Source organism: Salinispora mooreana, from assembly GCF_000379065.1.
Lineage (GTDB): Bacteria > Actinomycetota > Actinomycetes > Mycobacteriales > Micromonosporaceae > Micromonospora > Micromonospora mooreana.
Map to the genome: position 1 here is coordinate 214,310 of NZ_KB900614.1, position 14,916 is coordinate 229,225.

A 14,916-nucleotide genomic window follows, 5' to 3' on the forward strand; every position below is an offset into this window, starting at 1 on the left:
GGGGACGAGCATGCGCAAGCGGATCATCGGTGGGACTGTGGCGATGGTTGTGATATTGCTCGTGGGCACGCTCGTCCTCCAGCTACGGAGCACGACCCGGTTCGATGACCGGGCCTACCCAGGCAGCAGTTGGGATGAAACGCCGGAAGCGGTCTTCGCCGATTTTGACCTTGTGTTTCCTGAGTGCACTGATGGACGAATGAGGTACTGGGCGGGCAGTCTGGAGCTGTTCGTGAGAATCACAGCACCGTCGGACTGCGTCGACCAGTTCATCGAGGTGAACCGGTTGATAAGCAGCGAATTTGCTCGCCCCGGCCCAGTAAACCTCGTCAATAGCGCAGACCGGGCGGCAGAGTTCGGATGGCAGTCGTCCGCGCATCGCAAGTACACCCGACACTCGCGCGGGGAGAACTGGAAGAACAACGTCTGGACCCGGGCATTCGTCGACGATGGCACCACCGAGCGGTCCCTGTACCTACATGCCTGGCACCAGTAGGTACTGCCTCGTCGAGCGTATCGAAAAACGCTTTTCAACCGCCGAAAGTGACTTTCGCAAATTGCGTCACGCTGCCCCGAGTTCGATCAACCAGTCCGTTCAGTTGACGGGGCGCACCCGGCACTCCTCCACATCGGACTTTACTCGGAGGGCAACTCATCCCTCGACTACCCAGACGCGAAACCTGACTGTCGAGGGAGCGGCAAGGCAACCCCTGACGCCAACGCCCCGTCTCAATAGCGAGCCCGTTACTGAGAGCGCAGTGGAAACATCTCCAATTATTTACGGCATACCGCTGCAAACGCACCACCATCGGCAACCCGGCCGCCCTGTCGGCACCGGACCTGATCGACCGGGACTTCACCGCCACCGCACCCGACCAGTGGTGGTGTGGCGACATCACCTACCTGCGCGTCGGTGCCGGCTGGTGGCATCTGGCCATGGTCATCGACATCGCCCCCGCCGGCTTGTCGGCCAACACCACATGCGCGCGGAGCTGGTCCCCGACGCTGTGGTCACCGCCCGTGACGGCCGGGTCGACGGCATAACCTTCCACTCGGACAGAGGCGCCCAATACGGCAGCGGTGACTACCCCGATGCCTGCCGACGGCACGGCATCCGCCGCTCGATGGGGCGGATCGGTTCGTCCCTCTTAACCGGCTAATCTTCGAGTTTCCCCTGGTCAGAGACACGCCGACGTTCTGGGGATTCCGGCAGGTTGCGGTCATTGCCGGTACATCTGTGTCTCATGAGCGAGGGCGGGCTGCGGCTCGAGGAACGAGATGACGGCTGGGTGCTGGCGGGGTCGGGCGCCGCGGCGTTCGCGTTGGTGGACGAGTATCTGGCGTATCTGGGCGACCGGAACTATTCACCGAAGACGGTCCGAGCCTACGGGTACGACCTGTTGGCGTTTTGCCGCTGGTTGGCCGGCGAGGACATGACGTTGACTGCGGTGGACACGGACGTGCTGTTGAAGTTCCTGCGGGCCTGTCGCGATGCCCGGGTGCCGGGGCGGCCAGGTCCGAACGTCGTGGCGTTGAGCGGGCGCAGGCTGGACAGGTATGCGCCGGCGACGATCAACCGCCGGCTGGCGGCGGTCTCCGGGCTGTTCGCGTTCCGGGCCATGCGCAACCCCGATGCGGCGAACCCGGTGCCGAAAGGACGTGAGGCGCGGTGGGTGGCGTCCGGGGAACGCACGGGGATGCTCGCGCACACCGTGCGCCGGCCGACGCGCCGCTCGGTGCTGCGGCTTCGCCAACCGCGCCGGCTGCCCCGGCCGCTGGACCAGGGACAGGCCGCCGAACTGCTGGCGAGCTTCCACACGTGGCGGGACCGGGCGATCGCCGGACTGATGCTCTACTGCGGGCTGCGCTCTGCCGAGGTTCTCGCGTTGGGCATTGTCGATGTGGACATCGGCGGCCGGTGGCTGCAGGTCGTCGGCAAGGGCGAGCGGGAACGGCGGGTGCCGCTGGATACCGACGTCGCCTCGGTGATCCAGGTCTACCTCCTCGCGGAGCGGCCGGAGACCGCCAGCGGCAGGCTGTTCATCGTGGCCAAGGGCCCCAACCGGGGCCGGGCGCTGACCGCGGCGGGACTGCGCACGATCTTCCGCTACCACCGCGGCATCTCCGAGATCACCGGCGGTCATCCGCATGCGCTGCGGCACACCTTCGGCACCGCGTTGGCCGAGGCTGGCGTCGACCTCGCGGTGATGCAGGCCCTACTCGGTCACGCCCATGTCGATACCACTGCCCGGTATATCCATCTGGCTCCCGCCCACGTGAAAGCCGAATTCGATGCCGCCCGTGACCGCATGCGCGCCCGCCCGTGACGCTGACGGCAACGCGCATCGCCACCGCGATGGCAATGCGAACGCCGCCTACCTGGAGTATCTGGAAGCCACAAGCCGCGGGAATGCTGCGTACTACCGTGCGGCCCGGGCGTTCTTTCGGCGGTGGCCCTGGCCGCAGGACTGGGCAGGCGAGCCGCTGGAGGTTCGGCTGTCGGCGAACTCGTCGACCCGGCCGCTGATCACGTTCCTGATGCTGCACCGCGGGCTGCGGCCCGGCTACGACTATCTGCTGGAGCGCAAGCTGTCCAGCATCTGGCGGGAGATCAAGGAGTCACCGATCGGCGTCGACCTGGACCGGTTCCTGACCGCCGCCGCCGAGTTGGGGTTCACCGAACGGGTCCGGTTCGCCACCGGCTCGCAGGTGCCGGCCCGCCTGCTGATCCAGACCGGCCGGAGACTGAACCAACTCACCGTGGACGATCTGGCCAAGTTCGCCACCGCATGCCGCGATCGCCAGGCCCGCACCGGCACCGACCACAAGCACTACCTCGCCGCGCTGAGCAACACCCAGCGAGTCCTGTTCCACATGGGCATCGCGGCCGACCTGCCCCGCTGCGGCGGGCCGATACCGTTGACCAAACGGCTGTCCGAGGTGGCGGCGCCGATCCGGGCGACGCTGATCGCCTACCTGGAACGCAAACGCGCAACCTGCGTCGCCAAGACGGTGTCGGCCCTGGCCACCCGGCTCAAGCACTTCGGTGTCTTCGTCACCGGCATCGACCCGGACCTGCCCAGCATCGCGTCGCTGCAGCGGTGCCAGCACATCGAGCCTTACCTGACCTTCCTCGTTGATGCCCGCAACACCAAAACCGGCGAGGTCATCACGGTCGCCGACCGGGCCCGACGGGTGCTGGCCCTGACGACCTTCCTGACCGACATCACCGAATGGGGCTGGCCCGAAGCGCCGCCTCGCAAACTGGTGTTCCGCGACGACATTCCCAAGCTGCCGCAGCCCCTGCCCCGCTACCTGCCCATCGACGCCGACCGGCGGCTCACCGACGCGCTGCGCGAGCACCCCGGCAACGAACTTGCCGCCTACGCCCTGCGGCTGCAACGGGCCTGCGGACTACGCATCGGGGAACTACTCGACCTCGAGCTGAACTGCGTGCACGAAGTCCCCGGCCAGGGCAGCTGGCTCAAAGTCCCACTCGGCAAACTCGAGACCGAACGCATGGTCCCGCTCGATGAGGAGATCCTCGACCTCATCGACCACATCACCGAGATTCGGTCGCCAGGCCGGCCACTGCCGCACCCCCGCTACCGCCGCCTGGCGCAGTTCCTGTTCACCCACCACGGGCGGCGCCTCGGCCAGCAAGCCCTCCGCACCGAACTCGACCGGGCCACCCAGACCGCCGGTCTCGGGCACATCACCTCCCACCAACTGCGGCACACCTACGCCACTGCCCTGGTCAACGCCGGAGTGTCCCTGCAGGCGCTGATGGCCCTGCTCGGTCACGTCTCCGCCGAGATGAGCCTGCGCTACGGCCGGCTATTCGACGCCACCGTCCGCGACGAATACGAACGCGCGCTCACCCTCGCCAAGCAGCAGGCCCGCACCCCCGCCACCAGCCGCACCAGCCTGCCGCTGGCCGATATCACCAGCGGCGCCAACTGGAAGACCACCCCGCTGGTCAAGTCCCGCCTGGCTAGCGGCTTCTGCCTGCGAGCTCCGGCCCAGGGCGCCTGCACCTACGCCAACATCTGCGAACACTGCCCCAGCTTCCACACCGAAACCAGCTCGCTGCCCATCCTCGCCGCCCAACGCGTCGACGCCGCGGCGCTGGCCACCGACGCCGAACAGCGCGGCTGGATCAGCGAAGCCGAACGGCACCGCAAACTCATCGCCCGACTCGACACCCTGATCAGCCAGGCGCAAGCCGGATGAGCAACACCGAGGACCTCAACCGCGTCGAGCGGGCCTGCGCCGACCTGCGCCGCGACGGGCAGCCGGTCACCTTCACCGCCGTCGCCGCGCACACCGGCCTGGCCCGCACCACCCTCTACCGCAACCCCCCGCTGCGAGCCGTCATCGACCACCACCGACACCAGGCCACCAACACCGGCACCCTCACCGCCATCACCGACGAGTTGGCCACCCTACGCGCCGCCGTCGGCGCCATCGCCGCCCGAGTACGACGCCACGAAGAACAACTCCGCCGAATCAACACCCGAGAACCGACCTGAAAGCGTTAACCGGCCAAACACCCAAGACCAAGATCATTAGCCGGATAATCCTAGGACATCGCCCTGGCCGAGGCGTTCTTCGCCACACTGAAGCAAGAGTTGGACGTCGACCGCCGACGCTGGGCATCCGAGGCTGATGTCCGCCGCAACGTGTTCCGGTGGATCGCCTTCTACAACCACCGACGCCGCCACTCCGCACTCGGCTACCTCAGCCCCGCCGACTGCGAACGGACCCTTGTGCCGACTACACTGCATCAAATCGCGGCATACCCGGTGTCCACATCCCCAGGGAAACTCCCCTGGTGTAGACACCCCGGCGTCTGTCAACTCGGTCGAGTCAACAGACGCCGGGGTGTCTGACGGGCCGTCTCAGCACGACTGTTGTCGTGAGCTTCCCTGCTCAGCTTTCTGTTGCAATGGACGTCCAGAAAGGGGCGCTGCCACGACGGTTCGTCGGGGCGTTACCAGCGGCGGGTGTTGTCGGGCCAGGAGTTGTACGGTTGGGCGGAGAGGATGGAGTCCCAGCCGCTGCTGGTGGTGCCGGTTGGGGTGTACGGGGTGATGTCGGTGCCGCTGCCGTTGAACGGGGACGTGTCCAGGTAGCCGGTCACGACGCCGTTGCCGTCGCGTCGGTAGTAGAGGCCGCCGCCGGGTGAGAACAGTGCGGTGGCATTGCCCCAGCCGCTGGTGGCGAGGTCTGCCCGGCTCCAGTCGTTGGCGCCGACGGCGGTGTAGGCGATGAGCGCGCCGGCGTTGGTGGTCGCCAGCAGGCGTCCCTCACCGGTGGCCGCGAGCGTGGGTACGCCGAAGCCGTTGCTGACGATGACCGTTCCGTTGATCAGGTCGGTGGCCGGGTCCGCGGGTTTGGCCTTGGTCACGGTGTATCGCAGCCACTTGCCGCCGGCGCGGCCGAACAGGGAGCCGTGCCCGTCGTAGACCAGCAGGTCGTGGGTCCAGCCGCCACCGAGACGCTCGGCGGTGCGGGTGAAGGTCAACGGTTGGGTGCCGGTGATGTCGACCCGGTGCAGGCTACCGGCCTCGGTGGTGACCAGCAGCGTGTCCGAGTTGAGGGTTGCCAGCGCTTTCGGCGTGAACCCGAGGGTCTGTTCCGACACGGTGCTGGCCACCTTCGCCCCGGTGACCGGGTCGAGTGCGGTGTAGGAGATCCGACCGTCTGAGTTCACCCCGTACACCGAGACCAGTCCGGTCCACGGCCGCGCCGACAGCAGCACCTGGTCCCAGCCGCTGCTGCTGACCGGATCGTTCGGGAAGGACTCGATGTCACTGCCGCTACCGTCGAACGGATTGACGTCACGGTAGCGGTCCAACCGACCGGTCGAGGTCCGCGCGTAGTAGTGGCCGCCACCGGGCGAGAGCAGTTGCGTCGGACCCGACCAACCAGTGCTCGCCAGGTCGTCCCTCGACCATGCCTCGGAACCGTTGCCGTGGATGGTGTACGACAGCAGGCGGTCGTCGGCGTTGCCCAGGATCCGTCCGGCGCCGGGCGACGTGATGGACGTCAGGCTGAAACCGGTGTCGATCACGGTGGCCCGGCTGATGTGCTCCGCACCGGTCGGCTTCTCGGTGGTCAGCGTCCGACGGCGAAGCTCGTCCGTGTCCTCGAGGATGCCGTAGAGCGACCCGTACCCGTCATAGGTCAGCCGGTCGTACGGAGACCACCCGTTCATGACCCAGGTGGTGGTGAAGGTCAGCGGAGCTGTTCCGGTGACGTCCACCCGGTACATCTTGCCGTCGGTGTCGGTGATCAGGATGGTGTCCTCGTTCAGCGTGGCCATCGCCTTCGGAGCAAACCCGAGGCTGACAGCCGACTGCCGGTCCGCCCGCAGGTCACCGGTAGCTGAGTCGATCACGCTGTAGGTCAGCCGGCCGTCGGAGCGCACACCGAAAATCTGCACGTCAGCGGTCTGCTCACCGAACCACGCGTCGAGGTCGTCGACCCGGGTGGCGGTCGCCCCGTCCCTGGTCTCCGTCTCCCCCAGACAGCCCTTCTGCCACGAAGTGTTGCTGACAGCCACCAGCGCGGGTGCGCCCTCGGCATCCCGAAACACCGGACCCCCGGCGTCACCCATGCAGATGGTCGCCCCAGCCGACGCCCCCATCAGTCCGACGGTGGTCGTAGCGACATCCTGGACGGTGAAGGCGGCGGCGTGCAGGCGGTCCGGCACCCACTCGGTGGCCGTACGGCCGTATCCCGCGACCGTGAGGGTCTCGCTGGCTGCGGGAGCCGTGTCGGCGAGCCCCACCGGAGCGATGTCGGTGACCGGTGCGGACAGACGCGCCAACACCAGATTCCGATCCGGGTGCGGTACGACCGTAACGACAGCACGCTCCTGACCGGCCGTCCCCGTCAGATCGGTACGGCCAATCAGCGCACGAGTGGGCTTCCCAGGCGTCCCCCGAACCACCGGCGTGCTGCCATCACCGAAACAGTTCTTCGCCGTGAGCACCCAATCCTGGTCGACCAGAACGCCCGTACACACCTGCTCATCACCGAACATGACCTTCGCGGTGAAGCCGTACGCCCCATCCGGAACCGGATCGGAGCCGGCAACAGCCCGAGCGGCGCCGCCGCCCAGGAGGCCAGCCGCGAGCACAGTCCCGACCAGGGCCGCACCCCAACGACGCAAACTATGAACCAACAAGATATTCCCTTACGGAAGAGTCGTGACATGGGCCGGCGGGAAGGCTGCCGGCATCAGCCCTTGTCTCGGCGCTCATGTAGCAGCCGATCTCGGGTCAACAGGCGTCTGGCACTGTGGGATTTCACATAACCGCATGCCACAAAAGCGACATGTCGAATTTCTTCAAGGTTTCACCTTCGTTCACGCCGGCATACGCGCCCGGTAGCTGCGATAGCGAACCGAAACCCCTGCTCCAACCCAGTCCGACATCACCTGCGGCGTCATCATCCCACACCCGATCCGCCCCGAGCTCAGGACCGATTAGGGGCTGCTTCGCGGTGTCCGCCACTATCCTTTTAGCACCCTTTACCCGTAACGGTAGGTGATACAGGGGTCCAGGACTTCCAGCTGCGGGACCGCTGGCTACGTTTCTAATACACCCGGTCCAAGAGGACACCGGGGTTGAGTACCCACGATGGATCGAGGGTGGCTTTCGCGGCGCGTAGCGCCAGCGCCACCGGCTCGGGGCGCTGCTGGTCGTACCAGGGCCGATGGTCGCGGCCGACGGCGTGGTGGTGGGTGATGGTGCCGCCGGAGGCGAGCAGCGCCGCGGAGACGGCGGACTTGATCTGATCCCACTGGGCGAGGGTGCTCCCCCACCTGCCGGCGGCGTAGACGCCGAAGTAGGGGGCCGGCCCGTCCGGGTAGACGTGGGTGAACCGGCAGGTGACCACGCCGGTCGCGCCGACCTCCCGCAGCGCCGCGCCGACCGCGTCGAGCACGGCGGCGCGCAACGCCGGATAGCGGTCCCAGGTGCAGGCGGTCTCGAAGGTCTCCACGATCATCGACCGGGCGGTGAGGGCATCCCGCTGGTACGGCATCCGCAGGAACGACGACCGCCAGGTGTCGGTGGCGCCACTCCCCTGAGACGCCGACGCGTCGCGCTCCCGGGGCGGCTCGGGCAGCGTCCCGCCGTGGTCGCGGCACAGTTCGACGGCACGGTCCAGCGCGGGCCCGACCGGGTGGTCCGCGGACTCGAAGCCCAGCACGAGCATCCCGCCGCCGGTGGCCGCGCCGGCGTTCAGCAGCGCCTCCGCCGGGTCGAGCAGCCGGCAGTTGCTCGGGTGCAGCCCGGACTGGGCGATCGCCCGGGTCGCCGCGACGGCCGCGTCGTGGTCCTCGAAGTGCACCGCCGCGTCGGCCCGCCACCGTGGCCGGTCCTGCAGCCGAAGCCACGCCTCGGTGATGACGCCGAGCGCGCCCTCCGAGCCGAGGAAGAGCCGGTCCGGTGAGGGTCCCGCGCCGGAGGCCGGCAACCGTAGGGACTGGCTGATGCCGGCGGGGGTGACCACCCGCAGCGCCTCCACCAGGTCGTCGATGTGGGTCAGGACCGTCGCGTAGTGCCCGCCCGCCCGCGTCGCGAGCCAGCCGCCGACGGTGGAGAACTCGAACGACTGCGGGAAGTGCCGCAGGGTGAGGTGCCGCGGGCGAAGGTGTTCCTCCAGCGCCGGCCCGAACACGCCGGCCTGGACCCGCGCCGCCCGGCTGGTCCGGTCGACCTCCAGCACCCGGTCGAGCCGGCCGAGGTCTAGACTGACCGCGCCGGGGTAGCCGTCGCCCACCCGGGGCTCCACCCCACCGACCACCGAGGAGCCGCCACCGAACGGGATGACCGCCAGGCCGGACCGCGAGCACCAGTCCAGCAGGTCAACCACGTCCTGTTCGGAGGTGGGGCGGGCGATCAGGTCCGGCGGGTGCCGTACCTCGCCGTGCAGGTTCCGGACCACGTCCCGGAACGCCTTTCCGTGCGCGTGGGCCGCCCGGTCGGCCAGCTCAGCCGAGCAGAGGTGCGCCAGCGCCGCCGGCGGGGTGACCCGCGCCGGCGGCAGATTCAGCTCAGCCACCGGCGGCGGTCCGTGCGGGGTCAGGTCAACGTCGGGTAGCAGGGCCCGTACCCGGTCGTTCAGCCGCGCGGCCTCCGCACCGGTGACCGCGTCCTCGACGTGGCCCCAACCCCACCATGAACGACGCTTCGCGGGCATCCGGTCTCCCCAAAGTCACCGACGTCGATGTAGGGGAAACCTACTCGACCGATGAGGTGATCGGTATCCCACCGCCCGGCGCCACTGACACGTCGGCCCCGGTCGAGGCCGAGCCCTGCTCCGGCGTCGGTGCCCGGTGGACGGACCCGGCTGGGGCCAGGTGCCGATCGTCGGGCAGTTCCGGCAGTAGCCGACGCCGAGTCACCGCCAACACCCCGGTGGCGAGCAACACACCGACCACCGTCGTCACCACCATCGGGCTGGGTGCACCGGGCAGCAGCCCGGTGATCGACCGGGCTGCCGTGCCCAGCACCAGGTAGAGCCCGCCCCACGCCGCCGCACCGAGCGCCGCACAGCTCACAAACCGCCGGTACGACATCCGCAACCCACCGGCGACCAGCGGCAGCAACGCGTTGAGGACCGGCAGGAAGGGCGCCACCAGCACCATCTGGCCGCCGCTGCGGCGCAACATGTGCTCCGCCGCCGCCCACCGCCGTTCGCCGATCCAGTCGCCGACCCGCCCGCGCCGCAGCCGGTCGGCGAAGCGACGGCCGGCCAGGAAGCTCAGCGACCAGCCGGCCAGGCAACCGGCGACCACTGCGCCGAGCACGGCGAGGCCGGCGCTGGGGCCCCGCGCCCCCACCGCTGCGAGGATCACCACGTCCCCGGGCACCAACACCCCCAGCAGCGGTACGGCATCGAAGATCATCACCAACCCGAGCACCCCCAACAGCAGCAGAGTGGGAAGCTCTCCGATCTGGGCCAGCCAATCCATGCCCGACACGTTAGAACCACGCCGCCTCTCTGGACATCCGGAGTAGCCCCCAGCTCCCCCTGATTCCCCGCTCAGGGTCGCCGTCGGCGTCGGTCAGGCGGGCCGCAGCACCTGCACCCGCCGCACCGGGGAGTCGGCAGTCGGCTCGGTGGTCGGCACCACATACTCGGCGACGACCGCCATCCCGTGGGCCGGTACGTGACCGCGGCCCGGCTCGCCGACCAGCACGTTGACCCCGGCGGACGCGGCGCGGCGGAGGAAGGGCAGCATCCGCGCCGCCATCGCCCGGTCGTACAGAACATCGCCGGCGACCAGCAGGTCCAGCTCGGCGGCGGCGTCGTCTAGCAGATCCCGGTCGGTGGCCGCGATCCGCACGCCGTTGGCCCGCGCGTTGACCGTGACGGCGGCAACCGCGTACGGGTCGGTGTCGGCGGCCACGACCTGCGCTGCGCCGGCCAGCGCGGCGGCGACCGCGACCACGCCCGAGCCGGCGGCCAGATCGAGTACCCGGCGGCCCGTCACCAGGTCGGGGTGGTCGAGCAGGTGCCGGGCGAGGGCCTGACCGCCGGGCCACACCGACGCCCAGTACGGCGGGGGCAGCGCGTGCCCGGCGCGGGCCTCCATCCGGGCCCACCAGACGATCGGATCCTCGGCGAGATGCAGGCGCAGTTCGGGCACGAACGGCACGGGCAACAGCCGCAGCCGGTCCAGGCCCTGGCCGGGCGCAGCGATCTCCCGTTCCAGGTCGACCAGCGCGGTCGCGGCTACGCCCACCGGGGCAGCATGCCCTAGTCTGGTGCGCCACCGTGCGGTGTTCGGTAGGTCCGCCCCGGACCGGTCATTTCGTTGCCTACGGCACTTCGACCAGCGGATTGGCGCGCGGCCCGCTACTGTCGGGAAGGTACCGGGCGATCATCGGCCGCCGGCCGGGGGTCGCCCGCTTGGAACAGGGAGAGATGCATGGCAACCGGCACCGTCAAGTGGTTCAACGCAGAAAAGGGCTTCGGCTTCATCGAGCAGGATGGCGGGGGGCCGGACGTCTTCGTCCACTACTCGTCGATCTCGATGAGCGGTTACCGGGAGCTGAGCGAGGGCCAGAAGGTCGACTTCGATGTAACCCAGGGCCAGAAGGGCCCGCAGGCGGATAACGTCCGCCCGGCGTGACCCTGCGCGGTGACGGCGGCTGAACCACCGGCCGCCGTCACCGTCGGCTGCACGGGAGGTTCGTACCGCGTAATCGCGTGTCCTTCCGCCGACTGGCTACCCCGGACCCGGGACGATCGGCGTGTCCGTCGCTTCGCCGCGGGCCGTGACCGGCTGCCCGCCTGCGCTGGTCGCGGGCAACTGGCTCACTAGGTGGGCCCACCGACGGTGAGCCCACCCGAGATCCTGGTCAGGAAATGGTGGCGTTGGTTCCGAGACGGATGCTGTTGTCGGGTAGGCCGACGGTGTAGGTGCTAAAGATACGGCGGTTCGGGTCTACCTGGATGGAGTCGCTCTGCCAGGTTCCCGAGGCGTCTCGGCTGCGATGCCAGACACCGCTGCCGTCCACGGCAACGTCCAGTTGCAGAGTGCCGTTATGGAGTCCGGCCGCTGAGACGGCGGTGATCGCCGGGTTGGTATCGACAAGGGCGGCGCTGCTGTTCGAGCCGGCACGGTGCCACACGCCGCTGCCCGGTACAGCGGTGAAGATGTGCAGGCCGCCATCGGGTGAGGCGGCCGAGGCGATCGCGGTGATCGAGTCGTTGGTGTCGAATCGGGTGGCGGTGGAGGCCCAGTTTCCATCAGCGTCACGTTTGCGGTCCCACGCTCCGCTGTCGGGCACGGCGACCTGTAGGTGCAGGGTCCCGTCGGGCAATGCGACCGCGGCGAGGGCGGTGATGTTCGGATTCGTGTCAATCTGGGTGGCATTCGGGGCCCAGGTTCCGTCGCCGGCACGGACTCGTTCCCACACACCGCTGCCGGGCACCACCGTGAAGACGTGCAGCGTGCCGTCAGGCAAGCCGGCCGCGGCCACCGCCGAGAGTGTGCCGTTGCCGTCAACCCGCGTCGCGTCGCTCTGCCACGCCTCACGATGCCACAGCCCACTTCCCGGAACGATCGTGAACAGGTGCATACCCCCGTCGGGGAGTGATGCCGCCGCTATCCCGGAGGTCGCGATATCCGCATCCACCCGCGTCGCACCAGAGGCCCACGTTCCGTCAGCGGCACGCTCCCGGTCGTATACCGGGCCATGTGGACGTGTGTCGGTGGTGGCGGGGTTACTGGCGGCGGGGATATCGGCGCAGCCACCATGGCGAAGGCCGGAGCGCAGTTCGGTGTTAGTGTTGCTGCTGTAAATGCTCCAGGTGGAGCCGTTGGTGCAGTCACGACGGTAGAGGATGAGGTCGGTGGCATCGTCGCCGTTGTAGTCACCAGGCGCGGGGATGTCCCTGCAACCGCCGTACTTGAACCCCGCCTTGAGGTGGGTATCTGTACGATGATTGTACATACTCCAAGTCGATCAATTGGTGCAGTCACGACGGTACAGGGCAAGATCAGTAGTGCCGTCACCGTCATAATCACCGGGCGCAGGAATATCCGTGCAACCACCGTAACGGTAACCACCACGGATCTGCTCCCCGGTAGCACCACTCTGAATCCACCAGGCCGATCCGTCCGCCGGGTTCGAGTGATACAACGCGAGGTCACTGCGCCCATCGCCGTCATAGTCGCTCAGCGCCAGGTTCTGGACACCCCTAATATTGCCAACCTGCTGGGTGCTCTCCACGGGCTGCGGGTTGTCGGTGCTGGTCCAGCCCGGCGCGTTACAGGCGTTCCACAGGATCCAATCTGTCAGATCATCAATCCGGGTACCGGTCGCCCCGTCCTGGGTGCGATCAGTTGCCAGCCCATACCGAACCCATTGATCCGCTTGGTCCAGGATTTGGGGAATTAATACTACTCACACCAAATTATGGTCATAAATTGTATCAAGAGACTGCGATCTTCGCCATAGGCATTCAAGGTAAGGCACAAATTCTCAAGAGTGTGATCTAAACTGACGGCAGAGTGCGCCAGAAAAACTCGTCAGCATTCGGGGGCCAGAGCTTGCTCCTCCACGCCCCCAACACACCTCTCACGGGAGAACTCTTGCCATCACATCACCGACGCCGTTGGAGCGCGGCGTTACTCGGATCCACACTGGTTGCCGGATTGTTGAGCGGTGGCTCAGCCAGCGCGGTCGCCGGAAGCGATCCGGTCCCAGACGGCGCTCACAGCTTTACCACAAAAATCAATTTTGGTGATATCTCTGCGTGTAGCGGAGCCCTGATAGCACCGAATTGGGTAGTAACAGCGAAGAGCTGTTTCGTCGAGGGGCCAGCACCCGTTGCCGCCGGGGCGCCCACCCAACCAACGACCGTGGTTGTTGGTCGTACGGACCTAACAGATCCTACGGGCTACGAAACCCCGGCGGTCGCGATCACCCCACACCCGGACCGCAACCTTGCCCTCGTCCGGATTTCCAGGCGTATGGTCGAAGTCCCGGCTATCCCGATTGCTGCCATCGAGCCAGCTTCCGCCGAGACACTCACGGTCTCCGGGTACGGTCGGACCTCGACTGAATGGGTGCCGAATCGGCTACATGCCGCCCCATTCACGGTCCAGGAAGTTGATCCCGAACTCATCAGTATTGATGGCGCCACGGCTGACGCCACGATCTGTAAGGGCGACGCCGGAGGCCCAGTATTCCGAGAAAGCAACGGCGACCCGCAGCTCGTAGCGATCAACAACACGTCCTGGCAGAAGGGCTGCTTGGGCGAAACAGCAACCCAGGACGGCGCGACTGGCACTAGAGTTGACGACCTCGCCGACTGGATCCAGGAAAACACCCCGCCCGGCTGCAACGCAGCAGGATGGGCCACCGGCAGTCAGGTGAGTCAAGTTGTCCAGTCCGGGGACTACACCGGTGACTGAAGTAATCTCAGCGACTTTGCGGTAGGTACTTGTACTCGAAGTGGGTCAGGTGAAGTGCGGCGGCGACGATGTCGCTGATCCGGCGTGGGCTGGCGGTGGTGCGCCGGAGGGTTTTCCAGCGTCCGGTCAGGATCGCGAAGCCCCGTTCGCCCTGCCAGCGCAGTCCGCGTAGTAGCCGGTTGTAGGCGCGGTTGTCGGGAGCGAGTTGTTGCCTGCCGGTGGGTTGCTTGATCGGGACTTTGACGCCTTGGCCTGCGCCTTCGTAACCGGAGTCGGCCAGGGTGGGCAGGTCGAGTTCGGAAGCGGCCCAGTTCAGGGCGGCGGTGATGCCCTGCACTTGGGCGCAGGTGAGGTCGTGTAGGTGCCCCGGCATCACCTCGGAGGTCCACACGGGCAGTCCATCCGGACGCATGATCGCTTGAACATTTCCGCCGAAGTCGCGGGTGCTTGCCGCAATACCAGGCGTCGATCGTGTCGCCCTTGACGCTGACGGTGGTTTCAGCCACCCGGTCGCAGTCGAACAGTTTCCCGTCCAGGATCACGTACGACCAGCCGTCGTCGGCGACACGGCGCAGGGCCGCGTGCAGATCCTGGGCCTGCGCGGCCAGCACCGTGACGCCTTCAGCCAGGTACCGGTACGCGGTCGCGCGGGAGATCCCGAACCCGGCGCCCAGCAGGGTCACGTCCTCGCCTTTACGGAACCAGACGAGCACCAGGAGCGCTTGGTGGAAGCAGGTCAACGCGCGAGTGTCGCGTCGTGTCCCCTTGGCGTTGCGTTGCGCGGCCAGCAGCCGGCCGAGGTACTGCACGAGTTCCCTGGGGACGTCGGCCGTGGCACGATATGCGATCACGTGGGGTCCTCACCGTGTGGGTGATCTTGTGGTGAGAACTACCTACCGAGGGCCCCACGCCCACTTCCAGCACCGTCCGATCTCATCGCTTTCGCCCGTGTCGCACCAATCAACACC

The 14,916-nt window shown here is 67.6% G+C and carries 14 protein-coding genes and 2 pseudogenes; 8 read left to right on the forward strand and 8 right to left on the reverse strand.

Going from position 1 to position 14,916, the window contains the following annotated elements; all coding sequences use genetic code 11:
- Positions 1-10: 10 nt before the first annotated feature.
- The 6 genes and pseudogenes from SALPAC6_RS0100995 (at position 11) to SALPAC6_RS31120 (ending at position 4,892) form a co-directional block, all read left to right on the forward strand.
- Complete coding sequence (locus SALPAC6_RS0100995; protein WP_018251580.1) at positions 11-496, forward strand: hypothetical protein; 486 nt, start codon at positions 11-13, stop codon at positions 494-496.
- A gap of 293 nt (positions 497-789) precedes the next feature.
- A pseudogene (locus SALPAC6_RS29875) lies at positions 790-1,145 on the forward strand (DDE-type integrase/transposase/recombinase); the annotation flags it as partial.
- A gap of 99 nt (positions 1,146-1,244) precedes the next feature.
- Positions 1,245-2,327 carry a tyrosine-type recombinase/integrase gene (locus tag SALPAC6_RS0101005; protein WP_018251582.1) on the forward strand — a complete coding sequence of 361 codons (1,083 nt, stop codon included), beginning with the start codon at positions 1,245-1,247 and terminating at the stop codon, positions 2,325-2,327.
- On the forward strand, positions 2,293-4,233 hold the full coding sequence (locus SALPAC6_RS30670; protein WP_018255396.1) for a tyrosine-type recombinase/integrase: 1,941 nt from the start codon (positions 2,293-2,295) through the stop codon (positions 4,231-4,233). The genes SALPAC6_RS0101005 and SALPAC6_RS30670 overlap by 35 nt, the downstream gene beginning before the upstream one ends.
- Entirely contained in the window at positions 4,230-4,532 is a 303-nt protein-coding gene (locus SALPAC6_RS0101015) for a DUF6262 family protein (protein WP_018251584.1), read from the forward strand. Before SALPAC6_RS30670 ends, SALPAC6_RS0101015 begins: the two co-directional genes overlap by 4 nt.
- Before the next feature lie 63 nt (positions 4,533-4,595).
- On the forward strand, positions 4,596-4,892 hold the full coding sequence (locus SALPAC6_RS31120; RefSeq protein ID WP_223874342.1) for an integrase core domain-containing protein: 297 nt from the start codon (positions 4,596-4,598) through the stop codon (positions 4,890-4,892).
- 101 nt (positions 4,893-4,993) lie between these two features.
- Here the strand turns inward: SALPAC6_RS31120 and SALPAC6_RS0101020 are convergent, their stop codons facing one another.
- From SALPAC6_RS0101020 to SALPAC6_RS0101035, 4 genes are all read right to left on the reverse strand, one after another.
- A complete protein-coding gene (locus tag SALPAC6_RS0101020; protein WP_026189215.1) occupies positions 4,994-7,195 on the reverse strand; it encodes a tachylectin-related carbohydrate-binding protein in 2,202 nt (733 codons plus the stop codon).
- A 410-nt stretch (positions 7,196-7,605) separates the two neighbouring features.
- Positions 7,606-9,216, reverse strand: coding sequence for an FAD-binding oxidoreductase (locus tag SALPAC6_RS0101025; protein ID WP_018251586.1), 1,611 nt, complete (start codon positions 9,214-9,216; stop codon positions 7,606-7,608).
- 40 nt (positions 9,217-9,256) lie between these two features.
- The gene (locus SALPAC6_RS0101030) at positions 9,257-9,991 is read right to left on the reverse strand and encodes a DedA family protein (RefSeq protein ID WP_018251587.1); all 735 of its coding nucleotides are present in this window, start codon (positions 9,989-9,991) and stop codon (positions 9,257-9,259) included.
- A gap of 93 nt (positions 9,992-10,084) precedes the next feature.
- Positions 10,085-10,765, reverse strand: a complete 681-nt coding sequence (locus tag SALPAC6_RS0101035) for a class I SAM-dependent methyltransferase (RefSeq protein WP_018251588.1) — start codon at positions 10,763-10,765, stop codon at positions 10,085-10,087.
- Positions 10,766-10,951: 186 nt separating this feature from the next.
- On the opposite strand from SALPAC6_RS0101035, the gene SALPAC6_RS0101040 reads away from it, so the two are divergent.
- Complete coding sequence (locus SALPAC6_RS0101040) at positions 10,952-11,155, forward strand: cold-shock protein (RefSeq protein ID WP_018216284.1); 204 nt, start codon at positions 10,952-10,954, stop codon at positions 11,153-11,155.
- A 229-nt stretch (positions 11,156-11,384) separates the two neighbouring features.
- Here the strand turns inward: SALPAC6_RS0101040 and SALPAC6_RS25195 are convergent, their stop codons facing one another.
- Positions 11,385-12,482 (reverse strand): hypothetical protein, encoded by a 1,098-nt coding sequence (locus SALPAC6_RS25195; RefSeq protein ID WP_020493525.1) that lies wholly within the window; start codon positions 12,480-12,482, stop codon positions 11,385-11,387.
- Positions 12,483-12,494: 12 nt separating this feature from the next.
- On the reverse strand, positions 12,495-12,761 hold the full coding sequence (locus SALPAC6_RS29605) for an FG-GAP repeat domain-containing protein (RefSeq protein ID WP_080635983.1): 267 nt from the start codon (positions 12,759-12,761) through the stop codon (positions 12,495-12,497).
- A 281-nt stretch (positions 12,762-13,042) separates the two neighbouring features.
- Here SALPAC6_RS29605 and SALPAC6_RS25200 point away from each other — a divergent pair, with 281 nt between their 5' ends.
- Positions 13,043-13,948 (forward strand): S1 family peptidase, encoded by a 906-nt coding sequence (locus SALPAC6_RS25200; protein WP_223874341.1) that lies wholly within the window; start codon positions 13,043-13,045, stop codon positions 13,946-13,948.
- Positions 13,949-13,955: 7 nt separating this feature from the next.
- On the opposite strand, the gene SALPAC6_RS29885 is transcribed toward SALPAC6_RS25200, so the two are convergent.
- Both SALPAC6_RS29885 and SALPAC6_RS30915 read right to left on the reverse strand, forming a co-directional pair.
- Complete coding sequence (locus SALPAC6_RS29885) at positions 13,956-14,339, reverse strand: transposase family protein (protein ID WP_020493526.1); 384 nt, start codon at positions 14,337-14,339, stop codon at positions 13,956-13,958.
- A 265-nt stretch (positions 14,340-14,604) separates the two neighbouring features.
- Positions 14,605-14,799, reverse strand: a pseudogene (locus SALPAC6_RS30915) (IS5/IS1182 family transposase); the annotation flags it as partial.
- Positions 14,800-14,916 lie beyond the last annotated feature (117 nt).